Origin of the sequence: Vibrio sp. A2-1, assembly GCF_021728355.1 — a bacterium.
GTDB lineage: Bacteria > Pseudomonadota > Gammaproteobacteria > Enterobacterales > Vibrionaceae > Vibrio > Vibrio splendidus_K.
The window spans coordinates 1,679,964-1,705,732 of sequence record NZ_JAKKCO010000001.1; the positions used below are offsets into that span (position 1 = coordinate 1,679,964).

General features: G+C 44.8%; 25 protein-coding genes. 14 read left to right on the top strand and 11 right to left on the bottom strand.

What is annotated here, in order from left to right; translation table 11 throughout:
- Positions 1–76 precede the first annotated feature (76 nt).
- The 10 genes from L3V33_RS07060 (at position 77) to L3V33_RS07105 (ending at position 6,780) form a co-directional block, all read left to right on the top strand.
- Positions 77–673 (top strand): DJ-1/PfpI family protein, encoded by a 597-nt coding sequence (locus L3V33_RS07060; protein WP_145563078.1) that lies wholly within the window; start codon positions 77–79, stop codon positions 671–673.
- Positions 674–1,259: 586 nt separating this feature from the next.
- Positions 1,260–1,499, top strand: coding sequence for a hypothetical protein (locus tag L3V33_RS07065; protein ID WP_237290077.1), 240 nt, complete (start codon positions 1,260–1,262; stop codon positions 1,497–1,499).
- A gap of 16 nt (positions 1,500–1,515) precedes the next feature.
- A complete protein-coding gene (locus tag L3V33_RS07070) occupies positions 1,516–1,989 on the top strand; it encodes a GrpB family protein (protein ID WP_017075226.1) in 474 nt (157 codons plus the stop codon).
- 333 nt (positions 1,990–2,322) lie between these two features.
- Positions 2,323–2,787: a DUF2846 domain-containing protein gene (locus tag L3V33_RS07075; protein WP_017105042.1), complete on the top strand. Its 465-nt coding sequence runs from the start codon at positions 2,323–2,325 to the stop codon at positions 2,785–2,787.
- Positions 2,788–2,872: 85 nt separating this feature from the next.
- Complete coding sequence (locus L3V33_RS07080; RefSeq protein WP_145563071.1) at positions 2,873–3,376, top strand: RDD family protein; 504 nt, start codon at positions 2,873–2,875, stop codon at positions 3,374–3,376.
- Between the two features lie 38 nt (positions 3,377–3,414).
- The gene (locus L3V33_RS07085) at positions 3,415–4,650 is read left to right on the top strand and encodes an MFS transporter (protein ID WP_076647255.1); all 1,236 of its coding nucleotides are present in this window, start codon (positions 3,415–3,417) and stop codon (positions 4,648–4,650) included.
- A 50-nt stretch (positions 4,651–4,700) separates the two neighbouring features.
- Positions 4,701–5,171, top strand: coding sequence for a GNAT family N-acetyltransferase (locus tag L3V33_RS07090; RefSeq protein WP_237290078.1), 471 nt, complete (start codon positions 4,701–4,703; stop codon positions 5,169–5,171).
- A gap of 248 nt (positions 5,172–5,419) precedes the next feature.
- Entirely contained in the window at positions 5,420–5,938 is a 519-nt protein-coding gene (locus L3V33_RS07095) for a hypothetical protein (protein WP_054546204.1), read from the top strand.
- A 44-nt stretch (positions 5,939–5,982) separates the two neighbouring features.
- The gene (locus tag L3V33_RS07100; RefSeq protein ID WP_237290079.1) at positions 5,983–6,339 is read left to right on the top strand and encodes a MerR family transcriptional regulator; all 357 of its coding nucleotides are present in this window, start codon (positions 5,983–5,985) and stop codon (positions 6,337–6,339) included.
- Positions 6,340–6,399: 60 nt separating this feature from the next.
- The gene (locus L3V33_RS07105) at positions 6,400–6,780 is read left to right on the top strand and encodes a carboxymuconolactone decarboxylase family protein (RefSeq protein WP_145563063.1); all 381 of its coding nucleotides are present in this window, start codon (positions 6,400–6,402) and stop codon (positions 6,778–6,780) included.
- Between the two features lie 113 nt (positions 6,781–6,893).
- Here the strand turns inward: L3V33_RS07105 and L3V33_RS07110 are convergent, their stop codons facing one another.
- The 10 genes from L3V33_RS07110 to L3V33_RS07155 all read right to left on the bottom strand — a co-directional run bounded on the left by L3V33_RS07110 (position 6,894) and on the right by L3V33_RS07155 (position 18,505).
- On the bottom strand, positions 6,894–7,775 hold the full coding sequence (locus L3V33_RS07110) for an AEC family transporter (RefSeq protein ID WP_054546206.1): 882 nt from the start codon (positions 7,773–7,775) through the stop codon (positions 6,894–6,896).
- Positions 7,776–8,064: 289 nt separating this feature from the next.
- Positions 8,065–9,399 (bottom strand): guanine deaminase, encoded by a 1,335-nt coding sequence (gene guaD, locus L3V33_RS07115; protein WP_237290080.1) that lies wholly within the window; start codon positions 9,397–9,399, stop codon positions 8,065–8,067.
- Positions 9,400–9,458: 59 nt separating this feature from the next.
- The gene (xdhC, locus tag L3V33_RS07120) at positions 9,459–10,340 is read right to left on the bottom strand and encodes a xanthine dehydrogenase accessory protein XdhC (protein WP_237290081.1); all 882 of its coding nucleotides are present in this window, start codon (positions 10,338–10,340) and stop codon (positions 9,459–9,461) included.
- A 55-nt stretch (positions 10,341–10,395) separates the two neighbouring features.
- Positions 10,396–12,801 (bottom strand): xanthine dehydrogenase molybdopterin binding subunit, encoded by a 2,406-nt coding sequence (xdhB, locus tag L3V33_RS07125; RefSeq protein ID WP_237290082.1) that lies wholly within the window; start codon positions 12,799–12,801, stop codon positions 10,396–10,398.
- On the bottom strand, positions 12,794–14,239 hold the full coding sequence (xdhA, locus tag L3V33_RS07130; RefSeq protein ID WP_267136824.1) for a xanthine dehydrogenase small subunit: 1,446 nt from the start codon (positions 14,237–14,239) through the stop codon (positions 12,794–12,796). Before xdhA ends, xdhB begins: the two co-directional genes overlap by 8 nt.
- A gap of 454 nt (positions 14,240–14,693) precedes the next feature.
- A complete protein-coding gene (locus tag L3V33_RS07135) occupies positions 14,694–15,428 on the bottom strand; it encodes a GntR family transcriptional regulator (protein WP_017075215.1) in 735 nt (244 codons plus the stop codon).
- Between the two features lie 194 nt (positions 15,429–15,622).
- Positions 15,623–16,309 (bottom strand): DNA-3-methyladenine glycosylase I, encoded by a 687-nt coding sequence (locus L3V33_RS07140; protein WP_237290083.1) that lies wholly within the window; start codon positions 16,307–16,309, stop codon positions 15,623–15,625.
- Between the two features lie 157 nt (positions 16,310–16,466).
- Entirely contained in the window at positions 16,467–16,982 is a 516-nt protein-coding gene (locus L3V33_RS07145; RefSeq protein ID WP_237290084.1) for an N-acetyltransferase, read from the bottom strand.
- Positions 16,983–17,023: 41 nt separating this feature from the next.
- The gene (locus tag L3V33_RS07150) at positions 17,024–17,650 is read right to left on the bottom strand and encodes an HD domain-containing protein (RefSeq protein ID WP_231902998.1); all 627 of its coding nucleotides are present in this window, start codon (positions 17,648–17,650) and stop codon (positions 17,024–17,026) included.
- A gap of 195 nt (positions 17,651–17,845) precedes the next feature.
- Complete coding sequence (locus L3V33_RS07155) at positions 17,846–18,505, bottom strand: HAD family phosphatase (RefSeq protein WP_017076947.1); 660 nt, start codon at positions 18,503–18,505, stop codon at positions 17,846–17,848.
- Between the two features lie 411 nt (positions 18,506–18,916).
- On the opposite strand from L3V33_RS07155, the gene L3V33_RS07160 reads away from it, so the two are divergent.
- Positions 18,917–20,245 (top strand): anaerobic C4-dicarboxylate transporter, encoded by a 1,329-nt coding sequence (locus tag L3V33_RS07160; protein ID WP_029225082.1) that lies wholly within the window; start codon positions 18,917–18,919, stop codon positions 20,243–20,245.
- A 153-nt stretch (positions 20,246–20,398) separates the two neighbouring features.
- Here L3V33_RS07160 and L3V33_RS07165 read toward each other — a convergent pair whose 3' ends face one another.
- Positions 20,399–21,304 (bottom strand): LysR family transcriptional regulator, encoded by a 906-nt coding sequence (locus tag L3V33_RS07165; RefSeq protein WP_237290085.1) that lies wholly within the window; start codon positions 21,302–21,304, stop codon positions 20,399–20,401.
- A 102-nt stretch (positions 21,305–21,406) separates the two neighbouring features.
- On the opposite strand from L3V33_RS07165, the gene L3V33_RS07170 reads away from it, so the two are divergent.
- From L3V33_RS07170 to L3V33_RS07180, 3 genes are all read left to right on the top strand, one after another.
- A complete protein-coding gene (locus L3V33_RS07170; RefSeq protein ID WP_237290086.1) occupies positions 21,407–22,897 on the top strand; it encodes an aldehyde dehydrogenase in 1,491 nt (496 codons plus the stop codon).
- Positions 22,898–22,987: 90 nt separating this feature from the next.
- Complete coding sequence (locus L3V33_RS07175) at positions 22,988–24,127, top strand: epoxide hydrolase family protein (protein WP_237290087.1); 1,140 nt, start codon at positions 22,988–22,990, stop codon at positions 24,125–24,127.
- 177 nt (positions 24,128–24,304) lie between these two features.
- Entirely contained in the window at positions 24,305–25,702 is a 1,398-nt protein-coding gene (locus L3V33_RS07180) for a sodium/glutamate symporter (RefSeq protein ID WP_237290088.1), read from the top strand.
- The last annotated feature ends 67 nt before the right edge of the window (positions 25,703–25,769 follow it).

The window sequence follows — 25,769 nt, forward strand, 5'->3', positions numbered from 1 at the left end:
GTATGTTCAGTTCAAGGTTAATGTACATATAATACTTGAACTGAAATTTGGATTATTCAAAGAGATAAGGATAAATATGGATATTGCCATCCTAACATTTGATGGATTCAACGAGCTGGATTCTTTCATCGCTTCGGGTATTTTGAACCGAATGAAAGAGTTTGGCTGGAATGTGCAGATTACTAGCCCTACAGAATCAGTGACTTCAATGAATGGAGTCACAGTTCAATCTCAGCAACTTCTGGAATTTGCCAATACTGCTGATGCGGTGTTGTTTGGTAGTGGCATGTTGACCCGCGATATCGCCCAAGATTCTAAATTGCTCTCAAGGTTAAACCTTAATCCACAAACACAATTGATTGGCGGTCAATGTTCAGGGACTTTGTTAATGTCGGTATTGGGATTGCTGAATCAAGTTCCAGCTTGCACTGATTTAACAACGAAGCTATGGGTAATTGAATCCGGTGTGACTGTGTTGGATCAGCCGTTCTATGCGGAAGGTAACATTGCTACGGCGGGTGGCTGTTTGTCGTCCAAATACCTCGCAGCATGGGTTATCAGTAAGCTAGCAGACGAATTACATGCCGAAGCTGCAATTCACTATGTTGCACCTGTCGGCGAGAAAGAAGATTCCGTGAGTCATTGCATGTCGGTAGTGAGTGATTATCTTTAGCCGTGTATTAGTTCTAGTTCACGTGTTAATCATTCATACTGGCGATTTTCCCCTTTGTCTTAATATTTCATTCGGAGGTTCAGATATTTATCAAACCTCTGACCTGTCAGTAAAGTCTATACATTGTTCATTTTATTGATAATAATTATCACTTAATTTTTATTATTAATTTAAGTGATGATCAATTTGAGATTTACCAACTTTCTTCCTCTTAATCTTTTACTTTTAACCCCTATTACTCTTGCAACGACCTCTGATTTTTTGGATGCCGAAGAATTTAACCATTCCCAAGATACCATTTGTGAAAGCGTGGTCTGTAATAACCCAACTACGCCTTTAATTTTACCAAGGACTGAAGCGGAGAACGAAGTTGAAGAACATGTTTCATCATACGAACCCATCGATGAACTTGAGGAATACCGAGTGCTTTCTCAAAAGCGTATACCCAAATATTGCAGCGATCTAAATGAGATGTACGGTGTTCGTCTGAAAGACTGTATGCATATGTAGTTCTGTATAAGGTTCTTGATCTGAATCTCTACCCGTGGCATTTTTTGTTCCAAATTGACTTTAATTAGGACAGAAAATGGAAGAGGTGATAGTCGCGTATTTTAGGGCATTAAGCGCATTCTTCAGATATATGTTTCAGTCGTTAGTGATTGAGTTCATTGGTTACGGATCTGGCTGGATAGTCTGTAAAGTATTTACATTAGGGCGCTTCCCCCCATTGATTCCAACTGAAAAAGAGCGAACCAGAATCTCGTATATCGGAGCTATTAGCACCGTGTTGCTTCTTTTAGCAATTGGTGTGTTCAATAGTTTGTGATTCGGAGTGAGGATACATGAAATTTTACCCCGCTGAACAATACCAAACTGCTTGTCATGAAATGTTTGCTCGATATGAGCGTGACATCAGAAAGCTGATACCTAATGCGAGAGTCGAGCATGTAGGCGCATCTTCGATTCCATCAGCCGTATCTAAGGGCGATTTAGATATATTCGTTGGAGTTGAGCTTGGCGAACTTGAGGATGCTATAGAGCGACTTACAACACTCGGCTTTACAGAGAAACTCGATACGTTAAGAACACCCGAACTGTGTATGTTGGAATCTACATCCGTTGATGATGTGGCCTTGCAAGTGGTCATTAATGGTTCTGAGTTTGAATGCTTTCTAACGTTTCGTGACAAGCTACGTGTGAATCCGGCATTGGTGGAGCGATACAACACCCTCAAAATGTCTTGTGAAAGTTGGCCACAAGATGAATACCGCGAAAAGAAGTCGACTTTTATCGAGCATGTGCTGGCTCTGAAATAGTCAGCAGTCCTTACCCTTTTTGTCTCCAATCTATATATCCTAGTTAAATCGCTAGGCGTACGTTTTTTAGTGCACATTATCTAAAGGCTTTCACCTCGGAACATCTCCTGTTCATTAGAAGTGATTGCATAAAATAGATCCTCTAACCATTTGATTAAAATTGCACGTGAGTGATTAAGCTTATACAGAACAATGGTTTAGTTCGATTCATCTACTTCTCTGAATTTTAACTACTCATTATGCAATGTGGCTCACACATATGCATGGGCATTTAAAATTAAATCATTTGCATATGTTATGTTTCTCGCATTTTTATAAAGTCTAGGTTATTACATGAAAAATAAGGTATTTCTTTGCTCTGCTCTTCTTCTCGCATTATCTGGGTGTGCTTCTGTGCCAACAGTCGATTCTTCAGTTTCTGATCAAGCGAAAACGTTCCCTGCTCCTAAAGAAGGTAATACAGGCATCTATATCTATCGTGAAGATACTTTTGTCGGTGGCGCGCTCAAAAAGTACGTATATGTTGATGGAGAATGCGTAGGTGAAACGGCTCCTGGTGTGTTCTTTTATCACGAGGTCAAAGGAAACGAAGAGCATGTCGTCAGTACGGAATCTGAATTTTCTGAAAATCACGTCTCCCTTTTTACTGCTGAAGGTCGGAATTACTTCGTTAACCAATACATTAAAATGGGCGTTTTTGTCGGTGGTGCAGGTGTTGAGTTAGTCGATGAAGAAGTAGGGAAAGCTGAAGTACGCAAAGTCGCAATGGCTGAAAGCGGTAACTGCCCTTCTATATAGTGATTCAATCTAATTCAAGATGACGTCAGAGCTTCGAGTTTCTGACGTTTTTTAATTTATAGGCATTTTGACTTTAGGAAAGGACATGTCTGAAGTAATAGAAAACACCCCTACAATTGTACTCGCGTCTCGATGGTCCCGAGTAGGGGCAAGTTTGATTGATGGCCTGATTGGTATAGCTATGATGACGCCAATCTTTCTCTATACCGATTATTTTCAAAAAATATTCGATACAGGGAAAATTGATACGACAGAACTACTTATAGCCTCAGCTTACGGTTGGTTGGTGTTCTTTTTGTTACACGGATATTTGCTGCATAAGAAGGGGCAGACGATTGGCAAAAATCTAATGGAAATCGCGATTGTCGATATGGAAGGTAAGTATATAGGGTTATTCAAAATAGTGGGTAAACGAATGATACCTATGACAATCGTTACGTACATACCTGTAATTGGTCATTTTATAACGACGCTAGATTGTCTGTTTGTTTTGCGCAAAGACAAGCGTTGCCTACATGATTTAATCGCAGGAACTCAGGTTGTTAGTGTTTCGGTGCCGAGAAACCTAGATTTCAGTACTATCGAATAGAAATTCATAATCAAGCACTTAAATACTTTAGGAACTTCATGATTCATAAGCTTTTCTCAGCCATTTCTATTTACAGGTATTTACCGAATAATATCTATTATTTAGCACTGGCTAGAATGATTCTGGGAATGGGTAACTTTATCGTTCCATTTTTAGTCTTACTGTTAACCGATAAGTTGGGTTATTCCGCGACAGTCGCAGGTTCCCTTGCCATGGGTGTGACGGGTTCTTACCTTTTAGGGAGCTTTTTAGGTGGGAGACTAGCCGACAGGTTGGGACATAAACGGGTCATGGTGTTTGGCGAGTTTATGTGTGCTGTATTATTGATTATTTGTGGTTTCTTCGCCGATGCTCCGGTAGTCGTACCTGTGTTCTTATTTTGTGCCTATTTCTTTGGCGGTTTAGCTTTACCTGCGAGTAATGCTTTAGTTGCCGATCTTTCTACCCCTCAGAATCGTGATGCAGTCATGTCACTGAGTTATCTAGCCTATAACTTTGGTTCAGCTCTTGGTCCTGTTATGGCTGGCTACTTGTTCTGGAATCACACCGACTGGATCTTTTTCGGCAATGGTTTTGCTGCTCTTTTTTGTGTTTTTATTGTGGCTGCGTTTGTGAAGTTGCAACCTGGAACGGAATCGACCAGCGAGAGTGAACTGGAACAGCCCGTTTCTGGTTCGGTTTGGTCAGTTTTAAAATCAAGGCCACGGCTTTTGTTGTTCACTTTTCTATGTGGATTACTGTGGTATTCGCTAAATCAAATGACTATGGCTAGTCCATTGTATTTGAGCCATGTGTTTGGAGAGCAAGGCCCAATTATTTTCGGGCAACTCATGACTTACGCTTGTGTTGTGGTAGTGCTGATTACTCCAATCTTAATGAAGTTCACGTCAGGTAAGGCTGAAACCGTAAGCCTTGCCTATGCAGGCTTTATGTTTGCCTTTGGTTATATGCTCGTCATGTTGTTTCCCAACATTCCTGTTCATTTTTTTGCTTGGCTATTTCTATCTGCGGGCGAGGTTCTTCTTTTGACAAAAGAGGGCATATATTTAGCAAACAACTCCCCTTCGAGTCATCGTGGACGCATTCAAGGCGTGCTCATTACCTTGCGAACGGTTTTCGTTATGCCTAGTTTTATCGTGATTGGCTACTTTATCGATGATTATGGGTACACTTTCACTTGGTTTAGTGTGATATTAATTTCAGTTGTTGGTGCCGTTGGTTTTTATCTTATGTCAGCTAAGGGGAAGCAATCTCCTGCGTTAGTCACCGAGTAGTTATTCGATTTACTAGCAAGTAGTATCTTTTAGTCACCAGAGGTAGGCTTATGATTACAATTAGAAAAGCGGTTGAGTCTGATGCTCAGGATATTTTCGATATTCGAAGCCGTGCCATTGTCGAGAAGTGCTCGGCTTATTACTCAGAAGAACAGCTGTCAATATGGACGCAGGGTGGAATGTCTGATGGATTCATAAGCGATGTAGCCCAAACTTTTCACGTTTCAGAAGTTGATGGTCGAGTGATTGGCAGCGGTAAGATTAACATCGAAACCGGTATGATTGATGCTATTTTTGTTGACCTTGACTTTGCAGGAAAAGGTACAGCTAAGCAGATGTTGCAGTTCTTAGAGGAACTCGCGATTCAACACAACTTGCCGTTAATGAAGCTAGAATCGACCCTGAATGCTGCGGAATTTTATCGTTCGTGTGGTTTTATCGGCGATGAACTTTCCACTTATCACTCTCCTAGAGGTATTAGCCTCGACTGTATCCCGATGGAAAAGCCGCTACTTGCTTAAATAAACAGCGCTAACTCCAATGGTTGGTGCTGTTTTTACTTTCCCCTTACACTCTTTTCAAATATCGAACCTAGTATCAAATTTCTCTTTGTTATACAGGCAAGTCTCTCATTATGAAGAACTTCTTCGATAGCGAACTCATGCTCTCTAGCTCCTTGAATTTCGTTTTGCTATCACTAGGGCTAACGTTCCTTTTTCATCTTCCGATTTGGTGTGGGTTCAACTTGAGCCGACGAAAGTGGAAGCTCATGGATTATTTATGGCCGTTCTTGGCGGGTATCGGCATGCTGGGTGCTGTTTCTGAAATTCGAGCATCGGTGGCTGGTGATTGGGTTGAAACCGAACAAACCAGAGCGGTGGCGATTTTAGAATCTGTTCAGCAGTTCTCTTTGGATAAATTAAGAAGTGATATCTGCACTGGTCAGCCGTCTTTAGATAATCATGCCCAGCACCATGAAGCGTGTTTGTGGTATTTGAATACGGCGATCACGTTCAAAGATGTCGATTTCACCTTGTTACCCAACGCATCAGATTTTACGGTTCCTGCGCCTAGCGTGTCGCTGGTTGAAAGTGATGCAGTGTGGGTGGATGGTATGTTGAGTCAGTATGAGAAGCAGAAAAACCAGTACATAAAAACCAGAGAAGCGCAGGTGAAGCAGCCACTAGAAAGCATCTTTTGGTATGTGAGTCCTTACTTAGTTTGTTTCGCGATTGCGTTGCGTTTGACGAAAGTCACCGCAGAGCTCAAATTAGATAAGTGCGCATAGTTTGAGTTCCTAGTACTTATTACCCAGATAGAAAAGGTGAAGTAATGAATGTGAGTGAGTTTTCTCGGTTGGTGGGTTTGTCTGCCCATACGCTTCGCTACTATGAAAAAATCGGCTTGTTGAAGAATGTTCAGCGGAACAGTAGCGGCCATCGAGTCTATACATCGAAGGACGTCACTTGGATTGAGTTTGTGAAGCGGCTGAAAGACACCGCAATGCCACTGGATGAGATTTTAGAATACGCAAAGCTGAGGGAGTTAGGGCCAGAATCGACTTCTCAACGCCAAGTGTTACTCGAACAACATCAACAGAATTTGCGAGCGCATATCGAAGAGCAGCAAAAGCACATGGCAGCGTTGGAAGAAAAAATTAGTTTGTATCGAGGTGGAAAAGTCCGTTGACTTAGAGTCGACTCTAACTTGTAAGGTGTTCCTGTGAACTATAAATACAGGAACAGACTCATGAATCAATCACGTTTTGAAACTGGCTTAGAAAGGCTTAATCACATCGACGGAGAAGCAGGGCAACAGGTTATCGAAAGCCTGCAAGACATCTGCCCTGATCTTGCCAAATATACTATCGAGTATCCCTTCGGAGACATCTATTCACGCCCCGGTTTGGATTTGAAATCACGAGAGATCGCGACCGTCGCTGCCCTTACCGCACTCGGTAATTGTGCTCCTCAACTTAAGGTGCATTTAAATGCGGCACTCAATGTTGGATGCAGCGAGGAAGAGGTTAAAGAAGTGATATTGCAGATGTCGGTCTACGCGGGATTCCCTTCGGCATTAAATGGCATGTTCGCATTTAAAGAGGTGCTTGCGGAGAGAAACACAGTGTAAGAGAAACAAGAAATATAGTCTGAAAAAGGGAGCCTCAACTTGGCTAAGTTGAGCTCCCTTTTTATTTATTGGCTAAGTTTTAAAGGTCGTTAATCTGGAAGGTTCGCGGTTCTTTAAGGTGACAAAGACAGCGCGAATGATAACAAGATCGGCAAGGTAACCACGCTCAGGAAGTTGCCGAACAACACCATAGACGCGACCTTGGGTGGCTCTACATTGAACCTTTCTGCAAACAGGTAGTTCATCACGGCGGGTGGCAGCATGGTGAACAGCACCATCATTTGCAGGTGCAGCGTTGGCAGCGGGATAAAGAAGTAGATGATGGTAAAGGCGATGGCCCCAGTAAACAGTGATTGAGCCGTGCACAACAAGCCGACCTTTAATCCGCTCAGCCTTAAGTTGACCATTTGCGAGCCTAGCGACAACAGCATGATTGGCACGGCTGCTTGGCCGAGTAGTGATGTGGCTTCGTAGATTGGGTTCCAAACACCAACTCCAGATAAGTTCAGCGTCATCGCTAATGCAGCGGCTAAGAATATCGGCATCTTGAGGATCTGTTTGATCGGATTACCTTCACTCAACAGCGCCAAGCCAACACTAATGTGCACGCAAGCCGACACCACAAACAGCAATACAGCAGGGGCTAATGCGCTCTCGCCAAAGGTATAGGTGAATAGGGGAATCGCGAGGTTGCCACTGTTGCGAAACATGTGTGGCGGAGCCCAAGCTTTGAAGTTGAGCTTAAAGATCTTACAGATTGGTATCATCAATAAAGCGGGCACCAACACCGCGACCAAAGAGGCGGTGATGAGTGGCAGTTGTTCTGTGTCGAGAGGCATGGTGGTCAGTGATGCAAACACCAAAGCAGGAATACAGACATCCATGTTAATGCGATTGATCGGTTTGAAATCGGGCTTGAGCCAACGACCCACCGCAAAGCCAGCACTGGCTAAAGCAAAAACGGGAAACAGAATGCTGACGACCTGTTCGAACATAGAATTCCTTTCTAGATTGGGTGCTTCCATTCAGCTGAGAAACGAATGTTTTAGAGAGACGCCAAACGAAGCATAAAGTCGATATGTATAAACATTAACCTATCAATATAATGACTTGGCGTCACCGAAGATCGTTGTCTGTGAGCGGTTAATTTATTATTTCTTTGAATGAAGCACAAAAAAGACCAGTGGCATCAGCAACTGGTCTTTAAAGGCTAGATAAATCTGGACGGATTATATAATTAACGACGGCTTGTCGCTGTCTAGCGATTGTTACTCGGTTTTAAGCCTAACTAACGAGCTTCTTGTAATCTTTGAAGTTCACATCGTAGGCCTTTTCGCCGTAGATGTAAGTCTCGCTAACGGTTCTGTCGTCGCCCAAGCTCATCAATACAAACAGCTTCTCTTCAAGCTTGGTGGTTTGTTCCATTCTAAAGCGCATCAGCTGTGTAGCGTGTAGATCCAACACCACGAAATCCGCTTCTTTGCCCACTTCCAAGTTACCAATCTTGTCTTCTAAATGCAGCGAACGTGCACCGCCTAGTGTTGCCAAGAACAGCGACTTAGCCGGGTGCAACTTCTTATGCTGTAGCTGCATGATCTTGTACGCTTCACTCATTGTTTGCAGAATTGAGAAGCTAGTGCCTGCGCCTACATCAGTACCCACGCCGACACGAATACCGTGATCTTCCATCTCTGGTAATCGGAACAACCCCGAGCCTAAGAAAAGGTTAGAAGTTGGGCAGAAAGCGATTGCCGAATCGGTATCTGCCAGGCGCTTACATTCGCAATCTGATAGGTGAATACCGTGCGCGAATACCGAACGTTTGTGCAGTAGACCATAGTGGTCATACACATCCAAATAGCTGTCGCGCTCTGGGAACAGTTCTAATACCCAATCGATCTCTTTCTTGTTTTCAGAAAGGTGAGTGTGCATGTACACATCTGGGTATTCTTCTAGCAGTCTACCTACCGTTTCGAGTTGTTCTGGTGTACTGGTTGGTGCGAAGCGAGGTGTTACGGCATAGTGCAAACGACCGCGCTTGTGCCATTTTTCGATCAGTTCTTTTGAGTCTGCATAGCCTGATTCTGGAGTATCGGTCAGGTAATCAGGCGCATTGCGATCCATTAGCACCTTACCTGCGATCATACGTAGGTTACGCTTCTCGGCTTCTTCAAAGAACACGTTAACCGACTCTTTGTGTACCGTGCCAAATACGAGTGCAGTTGTGGTGCCGTTGCTTGCCAATTCGTCTAGGAATAGCTTCGCCACTTTGTGTGCATAGACTGGATTTTTGAAGCGTTTTTCTTCTGGGAAGGTGTAGTTTTCTAACCAATCTAGAAGCTGCTCACCGTAAGACGCGATCATCCCTGTTTGTGGATAATGGATGTGCGTATCAATGAAACCGGAGGTGATCAGCTTGTCTTTATATTGTTTTACTTCGAGTGTTTTAGGTTGGCGAGCCAATACTTCGTCGGCATGGCCTAAGTCGACGACATGGCCGTTCTCAACCACTAAAACACCGTCTTCAAAATAGTCGTAAGACTCATCGATACCGACGTCTTTTGGGTCGGCGACGCTGTGTAAAATACTGGCGCGATAAGCTTTGCGTTGGGTTGTCATGTTTACTTCCTTTTAATGACTTCAGCGACTTTATGGCCACTGAAGCTTTGCGACTTTTATTAGGCGATCTTCTCTTCCAATGGTGGTTCGCCTACGTCGCTTGGTTGACTGTGTTGATCGGTCAAATCCTGATTTCGATATTGTTTGGTTGGGCGCTTTTGTTCAAGTGCTTGGCCTTGATAGTGTGCGATCAGTTCACCCGCAACCGACACCGCAATTTCCGCAGGATGTTTGCCATTCACCGCACTAATACCAATCGGGCAAAGCATAGTTTCGATTTGCTCTTGGCTATAGCCGCGTTGCTCTAAGCGGAAGTCGAACTTCTTGCGCTTAGTGAGCGAACCAATCATGCCGAAGTAACGGCTGTCTTCACGGTCGATAATGGCTTTGGTTAGGTCAAAATCGAGCTGGTGGTTGTGGGTCATCACTAGGTAATAGCTGTTCGGCGGCATGTGTTTCACTTCGCCAACCGGGTCATCTGAAACAAGCTTTTTCACACCATGTGGCAGCGTTTCAGGGAACACTTCTTCACGTTCATCAATCCAGGTCACGCGGAAGGGCAGGGTTGCGACAATGTGCAGCAGCGCTTTGGCAACATGGCCTGCGCCGAACAGCACAAGGTGGTTCTGCTGAGTGCCAATCGGTTCGAAGCTTAACGTTGCCATTCCGCCACAACATTGGCCTAAACGAGCACCTAGGTTGAAGCGTTCCACTTTGAGCGATTTTTCGCTGGCAATCAGCATTTCGCGCGCCATTTTAGTGGCCACATGTTCAAGGTGACCACCACCAATCGTAGCGATGATTCGGTCACGAGTGACAAGCATTTTGGTGCCCGCATCGCGTGGAACGGAACCTCTGTCTTCGAGCACCGTCACCATTACACACGGTTCGTAGTTCTTTTCCAGTTTTGCCAGTTCGTGAATCCAATTATCCTTAAACATATGTCCTCCTAAATCCCTTTTTTATGCTTCCCAAGCTAAACGATCGATATGAGCCTTAAGCCGTTTCTGATTGAGCATCGACCGAGGTCGGAGCCGTTTCAGACACTTCCTGAATCGCCATGAGAATACGTTCTGGCGTTGCAGGTGTATTCAGCTTAGGAATCGCCCCATCGACGGCGACATAGCTAATGGCGTCTTTCAGTGCGCTCCATACCGACATACCCAACATGAAAGGTGGTTCACCCACGGCTTTCGAGTTGAAGACGGTGTCTTCTGGGTTGTTACGGTTTTCTAAAAGGTGCGTTCTGAAATCAATTGGCATATCGGCAATGGCTGGGATTTTGTAGCTCGCAGGGCCATTGGTCATCAAGCGACCTTGCTGGTTCCACACCAACTCTTCCGTCGTTAACCAACCGACACCTTGCACAAAGCCACCTTCGACTTGGCCGATATCAATCGCTGGGTTCAATGAAGCGCCCACGTCATGCAGGATATCGACACGCAGAATCTTGTTTTCGCCGGTTAGGGTATCGATGATGACTTCTGAACAAGAGGCACCATACGCGTAGTAGTAGAACGGGCGACCGCGCGCCTTCTCGTGATCGTAATAGATCTTCGGAGTGCGGTAGAAGCCAGTGCTCGACAGCGAGATTTGGTTAAACCAAGCCAGTTCAACAAATGAGTTGAAGGTCATGATCTCATCGCGGATCTGCACCATGCCGTTCTTAAATACCACCTCTTCAGGCCACACTTTGAAGTGCGAAGAAGCGAAGTCGATCAGGCGCTGCTTAATGGTCATTGCGGCGTTTTGCGCGGCCTTACCGTTGAGGTCGGTGCCCGATGAGGCTGCGGTTGGTGATGTGTTCGGAACTTTGTCTGTGTTTGTAGCGGTGATCTGGATACGTTCGACATCGACTTGGAACTCCTGTGCAACGATTTGTGCCACTTTGATGTTCAAGCCTTGCCCCATTTCCGTACCACCGTGATTCAAATGAATACTGCCATCGGTGTAGATATGGATGAGCGCACCTGCTTGGTTCAAGAAAGTCGCAGTAAACGAGATACCGAATTTCACTGGTGTGATCGCAAGGCCTTTCTTCAAAATAGGGCTCTGCTTGTTGAACTCGGCAATGTCTTTACGACGTGCGTGATAGTCACTGCTGCGTTCAAGCTGTTCGGTTATCTCAGGTAAAAAGTTGTCTTCAACGGTTTGGTAGTAATGGGTCACGTTACGGCCTTCTTCGCCGTAGTAGTTCGCCTTACGTACTTCCAAAGGATCTTTTTTCAGGTAACGCGCAATCTCGTCCATGATGTGTTCGATGGTCATCATGCCTTGCGGACCACCAAAGCCACGGTAAGCGGTGTTCGATGCGGTGTTGGTTTTGCATCGATGACCAACCACAGTTGCATCACCTAGATAATAGGCGTTGTCTGAGTGGAACATTGCGCGGTCGACGATAGAACTTGATAAGTCTGGAGAGTAACCACAGTTACCTGCAACGGTAATGTCGGCACCTTGAATCACACCATTATCGTCAAAACCGATTGTGTATTGATTGTAGAACGGGTGGCGTTTTCCGGTTTGCTGCATGTCTTCATTGCGCAGCAGACGCATTTTGGTAGGTCGACCGGTGAGGTGAGCAATCACCGCGGCCATACACGCTGGAGAGGCTGCTTGAGTCTCTTTACCACCGAAACCACCGCCCATACGACGCATATCAATCACGACTTTGTGCATCGGTACGCCAATCACTTCCGCAACCAACTTTTGAACTTCGGTCGGGTTTTGGGTCGAGGTGTAAACGATCATGCCGCCATCTTCAGTGGGCATCACGCTACTGATTTGAGTTTCTAGGTAGAAGTGCTCTTGACCGCCGATCTCTAGGTCACCAGAGATCACGTGTTTCGCTTTTGCCAGTGCGGCTTTCGAGTCACCACGTTGTTGAGTGTGGCTTTCTGTTACGAAATGCTCTTTCTCTAGCGCTTCTTTTACATCAAGAATCGCGGGTAGCTCTTCGTAATCAATAATGGCTGCGTGTGCGGCTTTGCGCGCGGTTTCTAAATCGTTGGCTGCTACCGCAATCACAGGTTGGCCGTAGTATTCTACTTTGCCGTCTGCAAGCAGTGGGTCACCCGGTAGGATGGCGCCGATATCCAGTTCACCCGGTACGTCTTTCGCTTGAATAGCAATTGCCACACCTTCGAATTCGTAACATGGAGATAGGTCTATTTTGGTGATGTTAGCGTGCGCTTGAGTGCTCAGGCGTGCGTATACGTGCAGCTGATTTGGGAACTCTAGGCGGTCGTCAATGTATACCGCTTCGCCCGTGACTTGCTTGGCTGCACTGTCGTGTTTAACGCTTTTACCGACGCCAGTTTTTAGGTCTTGTTTTGCAATGGTAACCATCTCTTCGTGGGTCATCGCATTGCTCTTGTGAACAGAGGAATTTGATTTAGACATAAGACGTTACCCTTGTTTCGATTTGGTTGTTTTTGTTCTGTCGTTCAATGAAGTAGCGACGCAGCATGTTGGCCGCCGACAATGAACGGTATTCTTGGCTTGCACGGAAGTCAGAGAGCGGCTCAAAGTCGTTATACAGTTCCTGCATCGCTAACTTAATATTAGCGTCTGTCCACGGTTTGCCTAATAACGTATTTTCACAACGAGTTGCACGCTTAGGCGTTGCTGCCATACCGCCGAAAGCGATACGAGCGTAAGAAACCTTGCCATCTTCAATTTGAATATCAAACGCGCCACACACCGCAGAGATGTCGTCGTCTAAACGTTTCGACACTTTGTAAGCTCGGAAGCTGTCGTTGGTTGGCTTAGGAATGATGATCTGTTCAATGAATTCACTCTGTTTCTGCGCCGTCACTTTGTAGCTGATGAAGTAATCTTCAATCGGCATCGTGCGTGACTCGTCGCCGCAGCGAAGTTTGATTTTCGCATCGAGAGCAATCAGCAGAGGAGGGGTATCACCGATAGGCGAGGCATTCGCCACATTACCGCCAATGGTGCCTTGGTTACGTACTTGCAGTGACGCAAAGCGGTGCAGTAGCTCACCAAAATCTGGGTAGTGTTTTTTCAGTAGTGAGTAAGAATCGCTGATAGGCAGGTTGGCACCAATGATTAAATCGGTGTCGGTTTCTTCGCATACCTTCATGTCTTCAACAAGGTTTACGCTGATCAGTGTTTCGATTTCACGGTGGAACTGCGTCACTTCCAGCGCTAAATCCGTACCGCCAGCAACCAGCTTAGCGTTCGGGTGGGCTTGAAAAAGCTTGGCCAGCTCATAAGTGCTTTTCGGGGAAAAAGCGGTGAGGTGACCAAGGCGTAAGTTGGCTTCAGTGTCTTGAATACCTTCTAGCTTCTTGATGGTGTTGCGTTCAAGTTCTGCAAATTGGTCAATCAAAGGCTGGTCTGTTGAAAGCGACATCGCAGCATCAACAATTGGTCGGTAGCCAGTACAGCGACATAGGTTACCCGCCAGTGATTCCATGACGTCTTCTTTGCTCGCATCGGGTTTGTTCTTGCCTAGGGCAAACATCGACATGATGAAGCCCGGCGTGCAGTAACCACACTGTGAACCGTGAAAATCCACCACCGCTTTCTGCACTGGGTGCAAAGAGCGATCTCGGTTTTGTAGATCTTCTACTGTGATCAGTTGCTTGCCATGCAGTGCTGAAACGAAAGTTAGGCAAGAGTTCACCGAGCGGTATTGCAGCTGTCCATCAACCACTTCACCCAGAACTACCGTACATGCACCACAGTCACCCGACCCACAACCTTCTTTTGTACCCGTTTTATTAACTTTGGTACGAAGGTAGTTGAGCACTGTCATATTTGGCGACAGATTATCTTCACGTCTTATTTCCTGATTGAGCAAAAAAGTAATCAAGAGACCTCCTTGTAAATCGACATATTTCCATGTGTATTCTTTTTGACTTCTAGGTCAATAATTATCCATCCTGACCCTGTGGTCAACTATTTATTTACAAAAATGCAACAAACAGTCTTCGCAGATGATTGTATACAATTTCATTTTGACTATAGTTGTTTGTTTTATAAGGGGTTGAATTTAAGGTGAACAGTTTTTTGGTGTGAATGAATTGATAGCTATGTATACAAGATAAAGGCGGGGTTTATGGCACTGTTGGAAGTGATCCTGTAGAGGCTAAGATCGTTGTTGAGGCTAGAATAGACAGTGTTTTTAGATGGATGTGAGCCGATGGTCGTCTTTATTTTTAGGGGAGAGTGCATAAAAAAGAGAAGTAAACGCAGAGGCTTACTTCTCTCCAATTTTGTTAACAAAAAGCTGTTGAATGATGGTTATTAATCGCTTGTTGAATCGTCTATGACTTGCTCTTAAGCAGATCTGAGAACACGACATGCAGATCACTAGAAGCTGTGCTGCTGTCTAGGTTGAGCTTTGAACGGATGTGGCTTAGGTGTTCCTGCATCAATTCTACTGCTTGTTGTTCGTTACCTGACTCAATTGCATCTAGTAAGCCTGAGTGTTCGTCTAGAGAACAGTTCGAGTGGTTACCTGTCTCGTACTGAGCGATCAACAGTGAGGTTTGCGATACCAAGCTGCGTTGAAAAGCGAGCAGTGGTGCATTCTCTGCCATTTCAGCCAGTTTGATGTGAAACTCGCCAGACAATCGCAAGCCAGAACCGTAATCACCTTGGTCAAAGGCACAGTTCTCTTTCGCGACTAATTTTCTGCATTCTTCTATCTGTGCTTTGGTGGCGTTTTTCACCGCAAGTTCAGTGATAGCAATCTCCATCACTTCGCGCGCTTTAAAAATTTGTTTGGCTTCATCCACTGTTGGGGCGGCAATCATTGCGCCTCGGTTCGGGCGGATCACCACAACTTGTTCTAAAGAAAGACGCAGTAAGGCACGACGGATAATTGTACGGCTAACGCTAAAAATTTCTGCTAGGGCTTCTTCGCTTAATTTGGTGGCTGGTGGCAGCCTTTGTTCTAGTATCGCGTCGAAGATATGGCAGTAAACAACATCGTCTTGAGTCTGGCCTGTGACTTTAGTTTTTACACCTTTGGAGACAGAGTTTTTGAGAACTGTCATAGAGATAAGGGCCCTTGTTTGGTCGGATAGGGTTAATCGAGAATAATTCATGAGTGCTACCCTACATTGTATACACTTATCTATACAATGCCACCGAGTGAAAGTGCGATGTACGCTTATTTGTTAATGACTTGTAACATTTAGTTTTCGGTGAAGTGTGTGCAATCTTGAGCTTTAAATCATTTGGAGTGCGGCTAGAGGCGATTATCACCGCAGCTGTACGCCACGATCTGGCTTATTTCGCTCAGGCTACGCCCTGATTGTTGTTGCCATTCGTTGAAGGCTTTACCCGCTGCCAGTTGTGCTCGCTTGGTGTTACGGCCGCTATCGACAACATCTGTGCTGCGTAGGTGAGCTTCAACGTCCGAAGACAAGATAAAGGTGTCTTTGCCCATTTGGCGTAAAGTGTAGGCGCCTGTGTTTCCGCCCAATCGCTTACCGTGTTTTTTCAGGTAATCCCAAAGTTCTGTGATGCGCTCTGATGGCCAGTCGGCAACCATTTGTGAGAATGAATCGGCTTCACGCTTGGCGTTGTGAATCATGGTGGCATTGGCAGGGATGGTCATCACCTTAGTCAGGTGGCGAATAATACGTGGGTCTTGTGCTTTCTGTTCCCACATCTCATTCGGCAGCATTAACATCTTTTCGATATTGAATTCAAAGAACACCTCTTCAAATTGCGGCCATTTCTTTCTTACTACATTCCATGAAATGCCACACTGGAATACCTTTTCAGTAAAGGCGGCCAACCAACGGTCGTCGGTGATTTGTGATAGCTCGGCTTGTGACAGTGGCGCACGGACAATCTTTTCGAGTTCGGCCGCTCCGCCTTTGCGGTGAGCCGCGCGCTGATAAATGGTGTCGAATTTTTCTTGGGTCATTGAAGGTTCCAAATTACATCTGTGTATCTTGAGTGGTCTAGCCAATGCTTAATGATATGGGGTCAAATCTGGCAATTAAAACAATTCTGTTAACTAAAGTAAGTCTGTTAATTAAAACAATCTTATTAATCAAAACCAGTCTGATAATTAGAACAAACTAGCCGAGCTTTAATTCCATTTGATACAAGGGCCAGGTTTTGCCATTGAATTCTTTCACGCTTGGTTCTTTGTCGACCACCTGAAAGCCCGCTTTGTCGTAGCAGCGCTTTGCGCCGATATTCTGTTGAAAGACCGCTAAGCTGATGGTGGTGACATCAGGAATTTCTTTCGCTGCTTCTAATGCACTTTCTATCATGGATTGCCCAAGCCCTTTGCCTCGTTGGTTTGGGTGAATCGCGACCCGGCAAAAGCGAAGTTCGTTGTCTGACATGCGTTGAAATTCCATAAAGCCAAGTAAGTCATTGGCGTTTGAATCGGCGTTCGGTTCAGAGTCTGACTTAGATGCAGAAAAGGTATACAGCTCGACATGTGGTTCTTGAGAACGTTCGATGATGGAAGCGGTTTTTAACGGCCAACCAAATGTTCGCCCACCCCACAGTACGTAGTCTTCGAGGGATGTGAACCAAGTGACGATTTCGTCGGCGTCGGACGCTTTAAAGCGGTTTATTTCCATATCCTTCTCTCTCCCTTATCGCGTGTCTCTTTTTTAAGCCGTTAAACTTCCGAGCCCAATTGCTCAAGAAAACCACGCATGTAGTCGGTGCGCTTGTTGGCTTCTAACTTGGCGGATTCTGTATTCATGGTTTCAGCCAGCTTGAACAGCTTCACGTAGAAATGGTCGACGCTGTAATGTTTGTCATCCAAGTCTCGATGTTCAGCGAATGGGTCTTCGTGGTTATAGAGCTCTGCGTTAAAACTCTGACCGACGTACAGGCAGCGTGCAATACCAATCGCACCGAGAGAATCTAGGCGGTCAGCATCTTGGACGATTTGAGCTTCTAACGTTTCAGGTGTGATGTTGGCGCTGTAGCTGTGAGTCACAATGGCATGATGGATCTGATCAAGGTAGGGCGCAGGATATTCGATAGATTTGAGATAAGAGATGGCTTTGTCTGCTGCCATTTGTGAGCTTTGAGCGCGGTCTGGGTGGTTCTTTGGAAAGGTGAAGCAATCATGAAGGTAAGCGGCGGGCAGCACGACTTCAAGCTTAGCTTGTTCTTGAGTACATAAAGCCTTGGCGGTTTTGACTACGCGCTTAATATGGCTGATATCGTGCGCTGCATCTTGTGTCATCTCTTGCTGTGCAAAATCAAGCAGTTGGCTTTCAATTTTCTCAATCACGTGTCTCTTTCTCCCTTTCTAGACGTTATCAATGTTGCTTGTCACTTAGCATCAGTTTCACATCGACTGTAACAGTTTCAAGCGCGAGTTTTTATCTTTTATAAAAGGAATACCCACAAAAAACCGACTCTGTGAGTCGGCTTAATAGAAAGGTTATTCTGTGTTGATTAAAGCGTTATCAACGGTAATCAGAGCTTATGCAGCGGCTTGTTGAAGCTGCGCTAACACATCATGCAGAGAAGGGCTGATGGTGTGTCCAAGCGCTTTTACTTCGTCACATGGTTCTACTAAATCAGGGATCTGGAAGCTGATCATGTTGGCTGCCATTGATGCGCGAATACCGTTGTTTGAGTCTTCAAACGCTAGGCAGGTTTCAGGGGCAACACCTAGGCGTTCTGCCGCTAGTAAGTAGATCTCTGGGTGAGGTTTACCATTGGTCACTTCGCAGCCTGTGCTTAGTGAGGTGAAGTAAGAATCTAGGCCAGCCAGCTCAAGCTTCTTTTTCGCGATATCAAGCTGAGTGGAGGTCGCCACCGCGATTGGAATGTCGTTTGATTTCAGCCACTCAAGAAGCTCAATCACGCCGTCTTTTACTGGGATAGCTTGGTGCTTAACAATCGCACTGTAGCGTGTGCGCCATTCGTTGTTCAGCGCTGGGTAATCTAGCCCTTCACCGTAGCCATTTCTAAAAATCTGTTCGATGGTTTTTGCGTTACAGCCAATGATGCCTAGGTAAACATCCTGCAAAAACGGAACGCCTTGCGCGTGACATGCTTCTTCAAAAACCTGCATACAAAGTCGCTCGGTGTCGAGCAGCAGTCCATCCATATCAAAAATAGCAGCTTGAAAATTCATATACGTGGTTCTTTCTGTGTTGTCGTCGTGAGGGCGAGCATTTTGACATAGTGCCTGGAGATAGGCGAGTCAGTGTTCAGTAAGAATATGACGAATTGTCTCGGTAATATGCTTCTAGATGAGGTGAAACCTGATTAACTTGCGTTGGAATAATATCGTTCAGTTATGAGTCTGATGTTTGATAGGTCATGCGGTTCTAACAGACACAATAATGGTTATCATACATAACAAATCTCGGTTGAGTGCCTAGCTTCCTATTACAATTCATAAACTTACAGGCTTGGGAGCGTGACCATAATCTTATAAAAAACAATTTGCGTGAGCCTGCAATGATAGTGTGACCAAGCAATAAGTAAATGGCTGAGCTTAGGGACAAAATATAATTAGTCCATATTTTTAGCAAGGTTGCTTATGTTGTATTTTGAGTTTCTATTTTTATTAGTCGTACTTTATATCGGGTCTCGGTATGGCGGTATCGGCTTAGGTGTTGTTTCTGGGATTGGCTTGGTTATCGAGGTGTTTGTCTTCAAGATGCCACCAACGTCTCCACCTGTCACTGTCATGTTGATCATTCTCGCCGTTGTGACTTGTGCTTCGATTTTAGAAGCAGCGGGTGGTTTGAAATACATGTTGCAAGTAGCGGAAAGGGTACTGAGAAAGAACCCGAAACGCGTCACCTTGATAGCACCGTTCGTGACTTACTCGATGACTTTCCTATTGGGTACTGGCCACGCGGTTTACTCAATCATGCCAATCATCGGCGATGTGGCGTTGAAGAATGGTATTCGTCCTGAGCGTCCAATGGCTGCGGCATCAGTGGCGTCTCAGCTAGCGATTACGGCTTCTCCAATCTCGGCTGCAGTGGTGTATTACCTCGCGCAACTTTCCGATGTCCAACACTCCATTACTCTGCTTTCCATTTTGATGGTGACGGTTCCTGCAACGCTGTTCGGCACACTTTTACTTTCTCTATATAGCTTGAAACGCGGTAAAGAACTGAACGATGATCCTGATTATCAAGCACGTCTAAAAGATCCTGAGTGGAAAAAACGCATCGAGAACACGACGGCGACGTCTTTGGATGAAGTGCTTCCAACTTCGGCTCGTAATGCCGTGTTGATTTTCCTACTTTCAATTGTCGTGATTGTTATCGTGGCGATGGTGCCAGAGATCAGAACCATCGTAGACGGCGACAAGCCAATCAAGATGTCGGTGATCATCCAAATGATGATGCTCTGTTTCGGCGGTATCATCTTGCTGGCAACCAAAACTGACCCACGTGATGTACCAAACGGCGTGGTATTCAAATCGGGTATGGTGGCGGCGATTGCTATCTTCGGTATCGCTTGGATGTCGGATACTTACTTCCAATACGCAATGCCTCAGTTCAAGTCTGGCATCGTGGAAATGGTAACGAATTACCCATGGACGTTTGCTCTAGCGCTATTCATCGTATCGGTTGTGGTGAACTCGCAAGCCGCTACTGCACGTATGATGCTACCTGTTGGCCTTGGCTTAGGATTAGATCCAGCACTGCTTATCGGTTTGATGCCAGCAGTTTACGGCTACTTCTTCATCCCGAACTATCCATCAGACATCGCAACGGTTAACTTCGATGTCTCTGGCACCACCAAGATTGGTAAGTGGTATTTCAACCACTCATTCATGTCGGTCGGTTTAATCGGTGTAGTAGGTGCATGTTGTTTAGGCTACGCACTGGCACAGATTTTTATCGCTTAACCTAACTTCTTGTCGCGTAATCTACGAGCGAGATAAAACGAAAAACAGCGCCTATTTAGGCGCTGTTTTTGTATTGGAAATCCCTTCAGTTCGCTCCGCCGTTAACTAACTTTGGCTAAGTGAGAGTTGCTAACTAAACAATAGTAGTTGATGCTAATTCTTTAGACCTTTGCTATACGATTTGGCAAAATCGAAGAAGATCTTTTTGATCGGGCTCTGAGCTGGATTGAATGTAATCAATTCTGTACTGATGGTGTCGAGGTGATCGTTGATATCGATGATCTTGACGCCTTTTCGATAGTAATTCTTAACTGTTCCTGCATGTAAGCTGATACCAAACCCAGAGCTGACTAAGCCTAAAATGGCTTCGGTATCGTAAGCCTCCTCTACGATATTAGGCATGAACCCAGCATTGCGACATACCCTTTGAATGATCTTGAAAAAATGAGTCCAGTTATTGGCATTCCCTAAAATAAACGACTCATGTCTTAGATCGATAAGGTCTATAGATGGTTTATGTGACAGTGGATGAGAGTCTGGAACGATGGCGACGAGTGGGTCTTGTTGAAAAGGAAATGACGTGATGCCTTTATATATTAATGGGCCAGTAATGAAGCCAAAATCTAAACGCTCTTTTTCTAGAGACTCAATTTGATCTGCTGAAAATTGATGAATAAGTTCTAGCCGAATCAAAGGGTAAGAGTCTTTGAATGCTTTTAGGAGTTGAGGCAATTGACCTGTAATCGCAAAATTCGTATAGCCAATTCTCAATGATCCTTCTTCCCCTATCTTCACGCGCATCGCACTCTTTTCTGCGTCGATTAACGATAGAAAAGCTTGGTGTGCTCCCGCATGAAATGCCTTCCCCGCATCGGTCAATTCTACGAGGCGAGTAGTTCGAATAAAAAGAATTACTCCCAGGTCAGATTCGAGTTTTTGTAATGATCTCGATAACGCTGGCTGAGCGATGTTGATCTTCTCTGCAGCTCTTCGAAAATTCAATTCCTCCGCCAATGCAAAAAAGTGCTTTAGATGCCGGATTTCATAATTCAAACTCATACTCATTCCTAAAAGGTATCAAGATATATCTTTCTGATGCTTTACGGGAATCTATCAAATTATTAACATTCTGGAAACATTAAATTAAAAAGAGAATGATTAATGAACAATGTACTCGTCGCAGCAGATATTTTTTCTTTGGCCGAACAGGGTGAATTATGGGCAGGTCATTTGATTCCTGACCACTCTGTAAATCGTGAGTTGTCTTTTCCTACAATTGCTCCACATAACAAATCTGTCATTGGTGCAATTGAATCTGGCAGTTCAGAAATCGTTAATCTAGCTGTGAATGCAGCTCGTGAAGGGTTCAATAAAGGCGAGTGGTCTAAATTGAACCCAGCGGAGCGTAAGGACGTGATGTACAAGTGGGTTGCGCTGCTTGAAAAGCATGCCGAAGAGTTAGCAGCACTCGATTGTGTTGAAGCAGGGAAACCTATCGCTGAGTGTCTTGAAACTGATGTTCCAGAAACTATTTCACTTATTAAATGGTACGCAGAAGCGGTAGATAAGCAGTTTGGTAAGGTTTCACCAACCAATGGTGATGCGATGGGACTCATTGTCAAAGAGCCGATTGGTGTTGTGGGTGCGGTACTACCTTGGAATTTCCCTGCGTTGATGTTTGCATTCAAAGCTGGCCCTGCATTAGCAACGGGTAACTCTGTGATTGTAAAACCTGCAGAACAAACCTCATTGAGTACGTATCGCATGGTTGAATTAGCGCACCAAGCGGGCATCCCTGAATCGGTGCTTATCATGGTCACTGGTCATGGCGAAGACACAGGCCAACCGTTAGGTTTGCACAATGATATCGACATGATTTCTTTTACTGGCTCAACTGAAGTTGGTCGTAAGTTCTTAGAATATTCCGCACAAAGTAACCTAAAAGAGATCGTTCTTGAGTGCGGTGGTAAATCACCTCAAATCGTTTTCTCAGATATCCCTGATATGGGTGCTTTCATCGATGACATGCTAAACGCTGCATTTTGGAACATGGGTGAAAACTGCAGTTGTGGTTCTCGTTTGATTGTTGAGCGTACTATTCGCGATCAAATTATCGAAAAAATGATCACGAAAATGCGTGATTGGAAGATGGGTGACCCAACTCAGGCTGACACTATTGTTGGCCCAATGATTGAGCAAAAACACTTCGATAAAGTGAAAAGCTATCTAGATAAGGCTAAAAGTGAAGGCGCGCAATTGGTTTACGGCGGTACAGCTTCTGATGAGGTCGGCCTGTTTGTTGAGCCAACCATTTTTAGTGATGTGACTGCGGATATGAGCATCTTCAAAGAAGAAATCTTTGGTCCGATTCTAGCGGTAACGGCCTTTGATACCGAAGAAGAAGCACTCAAGCTTGCCAATGATACTGATTACGGCTTAGCTGCCTCGATTTACACCTCTGACATCTACCGTGCTCAACGCGCAGCGGCAGCTGTGAATGCTGGCACTATCTCGATTAATGGTTTTTCTGAAGGGGATATCAGCACTCCTTTCGGAGGCTTTAAGCAGTCTGGATTTGGCGGTAAAGACAATGGTGTTGAAGCATTTGACCAATACCAACAGACGAAAACTATCTGGTATGTAAACAAATAGCCGTTAATAAAAATATAAGAACTGATGCATATGTCGTTATATAGAGGATGATGGCGACATATCGCAGCCATAAATGAAAGGGACGATTTTATGATTAAACCATTTGAGGTCAACCTGAGTGATGATATTTTGTTCAATATTAGAAAAAATGTTGCTGAGTACCAATGGGGTTATATGCCTGACGACGGTGGTTGGGATTACGGTACGAATATCAAATACCTTAAGGAGCTGTGTGACTACTGGGTGAACGAGTTTGATTGGCGTAAGCAAGAACGAAAAATGAATAAGTTCTCGCAATTTACTGCTTCAGTTGACGGGATGAATATTCACTATATCCATATCCGCGGCAGCTCTGTAGAGCCTCGTCCTCTACTTATTAGCCACGGTTGGCCCGGTTCTGTTGCTGAGTTTCTTGATTTGCTTGAACCTCTTGCTTTCCCTGAGTTGTTTGGCGGCAAAGCAGAAGATGCGTTTGATCTTATTGTTCCTTCGCTGCCCGGTTTTGGCTTCTCTGACCGACCAGAAAGACCAATGGGACCAAGAGCTATGGCTAAGGTTCTTAACAGCTTAATGACGGATGTACTTGGTTACGATGATTATCTAGCACAAGGTGGGGACTGGGGAAGCGCGATTTGTAGTTGGTTAGGTCATGATTATGCCGACCACTGTAAAGCGATTCACATCAACTTCCCGACGATGCGTCATATTGATGGTCCTCAAGATGAAGAAGAGCAAGCATGGTCAGATCGCGTAGATAGTGAATCTGTTATGGAGGATGGCTATCGAACTTTGCAAGCAACACGCCCACAGACACTGAGTTACGCTATGCAAGATAACCCAGTTGCGATTGCAGCTTGGATAGTTGAGAAGTTTTATTCATGGTCCGACCTAGACGATGGGGACATTGAAAGCGTTCACAGTAAAGATGAGATGTTAACCAACATCATGATCTATGTGGCGACAGGGACTTTCAACTCTTCCACTTGGATCTACTACGGACGACGTGAAGAAGGCGGTCGTATATTAGGTGAAAATGGTAGCCGTGTAGAGGTACCGACAGGAGCGGCATTGTTTCCGAAAGAGACATTGGCGTGGCCACCGAGGAAATACTCAGAACGCATGTATAACATCAAGAGTTGGACGGTTATGGAACGCGGCGGTCATTTCGCTGCAATGGAGCAACCTAAGGCGTTGATGGCAGATATCCAGCAATTCTTCCGCGGCATGTAACCCCAGTTGACTTGCAAGCTTTGAATTATCTGTAGATTTTGGACTGTATTTGGGCGGTGATCTTTCCCTTTTCGCTGAATGATATTGTGGAAAGTTCTCGCTTTGAAACTGATAGGAACACGTATTTGCGTGAGTGAGCAGTAGTAAAAACGTGTTAGATCAATAAAGGATTATTTTATGTCATCATTGTTTTTTCCATACGTAGGAGCCTTTTTTTGGGTCGGTGTATTGCTGTCTTTTGCAGCTTTCCTACGCTCAAGAGTTACCTTCTTTCAGAAGAACCTGATTCCTTCAGCCCTGATTGGTGGTGTGATTGGCTTTGTACTCATGAATTTCGGTTTAATAGGTATGCCAACTCAAGAAGGCTGGAAAGAGATACCAACGAGCGCGTTTGGTGTGTTGGTTTCTCATTTGTTTGTGTTTGGTTTTATCGGTATTGGTTTAATCCAACAAGATGAACCTGAAGCTGACAAAGCTAACTCTAGCTGGATAAGAAGTGGAGCACTTTGGCTTGCTCTGATTTACTGTCTTATCTACGCGATACAAGGGATCACTGGGCGTACTGTTTTTGAACTTTATTCGTACCTTACCTCGGGTGAAATCTTTACTGGTTACGGCTACCTAGTAAGCGTTGGGTTTTCACAAAACCCTGGGGCAGCTCAAGCTATTGGAGGTATCTGGGAAAATGAATACGGCGTACAAAGCGCAAGTACAGTTGGGTTAGCCTTTGGTGCCGCTGGTTTTCTGTTTGCTGTACTTATCGGTATTCCATTTGCCAATCAAGCGATTAAGAAAGGCTGGTTATCTGAAAAGCACTTATCCAGTATGCCGAAGCCGTTATTAACCGGCATCATGGGTAAAGGTAACTCTGAACCTTGTGCACAATCTACGACTCATAGCGCGAATATCGACACTTTTGCTTTCCATTTTGCTGTGATGTTTGTGCTGTACGGTGCGGGTTATGTTTTCGCTTTGGCATGGGCGACATTCAGTTGGCCTGAATCAATTGAGAAGGTTAGAGGCCTTGGTTTCGGAATGCTTTATGTTTGGGGCATGTTAGCTGGCGTTATCACGCGAAAGACATTAAGAAAAGCCAAATCGTGTCATGTGTTAGATAACTCTACAACGCGCCGTATTACGGGTACAACCGTTGATTTCATGATTTGTGCGGTATTCTTAGCGATTGGTATTAACGATATCCAGCAGATCATTGTCCCGTTCTTAACGACAACGATTTGTGCGTCAGTGATCAGTTTCTTCGTAATTGTGTGGTTTGCTCGTCGTATGCCTAAATACGGGTTCGAACGTGGCCTAGCAGCATTTGGTTGTTATACCGGTACAGTTGCTTCAGGTTTATTACTGCTGCGTATTGTTGATCCTGAGTTCAAATCACCTGCAGCATTTGAGTTGGCAATCATGAACATATTTATTTTGCCAATTGTGCAGATTATCTACATTAACCTGCCATTTGTTCCATCAAGTAACTCGATCATGTTACCTGTATTGACGGTCTATGTAGTGACGATGATTGCGTCTTTGTTCTTACTTGGTTTTGTTAAAAAGCGAGCTTGGTAGCATCAACGGTTTAGTTCATTTGGACATAAACCAAAAATAAAACAGCGCCTAATTTGGCGCTGTTTTT

What these genes read in the sequence shown, in the direction of transcription:
- L3V33_RS07060 (WP_145563078.1), top strand. Translation starts at nt 77, where the DNA reads ATGGATATTGCCATCCTAACATTTGATGGATTCAACGAGCTGGATTCT.
- L3V33_RS07065 (WP_237290077.1), top strand. Translation starts at nt 1,260, where the DNA reads ATGGAAGAGGTGATAGTCGCGTATTTTAGGGCATTAAGCGCATTCTTC.
- L3V33_RS07070 (WP_017075226.1), top strand. Translation starts at nt 1,516, where the DNA reads ATGAAATTTTACCCCGCTGAACAATACCAAACTGCTTGTCATGAAATG.
- L3V33_RS07075 (WP_017105042.1), top strand. Translation starts at nt 2,323, where the DNA reads ATGAAAAATAAGGTATTTCTTTGCTCTGCTCTTCTTCTCGCATTATCT.
- L3V33_RS07080 (WP_145563071.1), top strand. Translation starts at nt 2,873, where the DNA reads ATGTCTGAAGTAATAGAAAACACCCCTACAATTGTACTCGCGTCTCGA.
- L3V33_RS07085 (WP_076647255.1), top strand. Translation starts at nt 3,415, where the DNA reads ATGATTCATAAGCTTTTCTCAGCCATTTCTATTTACAGGTATTTACCG.
- L3V33_RS07090 (WP_237290078.1), top strand. Translation starts at nt 4,701, where the DNA reads ATGATTACAATTAGAAAAGCGGTTGAGTCTGATGCTCAGGATATTTTC.
- L3V33_RS07095 (WP_054546204.1), top strand. Translation starts at nt 5,420, where the DNA reads ATGGATTATTTATGGCCGTTCTTGGCGGGTATCGGCATGCTGGGTGCT.
- L3V33_RS07100 (WP_237290079.1), top strand. Translation starts at nt 5,983, where the DNA reads ATGAATGTGAGTGAGTTTTCTCGGTTGGTGGGTTTGTCTGCCCATACG.
- L3V33_RS07105 (WP_145563063.1), top strand. Translation starts at nt 6,400, where the DNA reads ATGAATCAATCACGTTTTGAAACTGGCTTAGAAAGGCTTAATCACATC.
- L3V33_RS07110 (WP_054546206.1), bottom strand. Translation starts at nt 7,775, where the DNA reads ATGTTCGAACAGGTCGTCAGCATTCTGTTTCCCGTTTTTGCTTTAGCC.
- guaD (WP_237290080.1), bottom strand. Translation starts at nt 9,399, where the DNA reads ATGACAACCCAACGCAAAGCTTATCGCGCCAGTATTTTACACAGCGTC.
- xdhC (WP_237290081.1), bottom strand. Translation starts at nt 10,340, where the DNA reads ATGTTTAAGGATAATTGGATTCACGAACTGGCAAAACTGGAAAAGAAC.
- xdhB (WP_237290082.1), bottom strand. Translation starts at nt 12,801, where the DNA reads ATGTCTAAATCAAATTCCTCTGTTCACAAGAGCAATGCGATGACCCAC.
- L3V33_RS07135 (WP_017075215.1), bottom strand. Translation starts at nt 15,428, where the DNA reads ATGACAGTTCTCAAAAACTCTGTCTCCAAAGGTGTAAAAACTAAAGTC.
- L3V33_RS07140 (WP_237290083.1), bottom strand. Translation starts at nt 16,309, where the DNA reads ATGACCCAAGAAAAATTCGACACCATTTATCAGCGCGCGGCTCACCGC.
- L3V33_RS07145 (WP_237290084.1), bottom strand. Translation starts at nt 16,982, where the DNA reads ATGGAAATAAACCGCTTTAAAGCGTCCGACGCCGACGAAATCGTCACT.
- L3V33_RS07155 (WP_017076947.1), bottom strand. Translation starts at nt 18,505, where the DNA reads ATGAATTTTCAAGCTGCTATTTTTGATATGGATGGACTGCTGCTCGAC.
- L3V33_RS07160 (WP_029225082.1), top strand. Translation starts at nt 18,917, where the DNA reads ATGTTGTATTTTGAGTTTCTATTTTTATTAGTCGTACTTTATATCGGG.
- L3V33_RS07165 (WP_237290085.1), bottom strand. Translation starts at nt 21,304, where the DNA reads ATGAGTTTGAATTATGAAATCCGGCATCTAAAGCACTTTTTTGCATTG.
- L3V33_RS07170 (WP_237290086.1), top strand. Translation starts at nt 21,407, where the DNA reads ATGAACAATGTACTCGTCGCAGCAGATATTTTTTCTTTGGCCGAACAG.
- L3V33_RS07175 (WP_237290087.1), top strand. Translation starts at nt 22,988, where the DNA reads ATGATTAAACCATTTGAGGTCAACCTGAGTGATGATATTTTGTTCAAT.
- L3V33_RS07180 (WP_237290088.1), top strand. Translation starts at nt 24,305, where the DNA reads ATGTCATCATTGTTTTTTCCATACGTAGGAGCCTTTTTTTGGGTCGGT.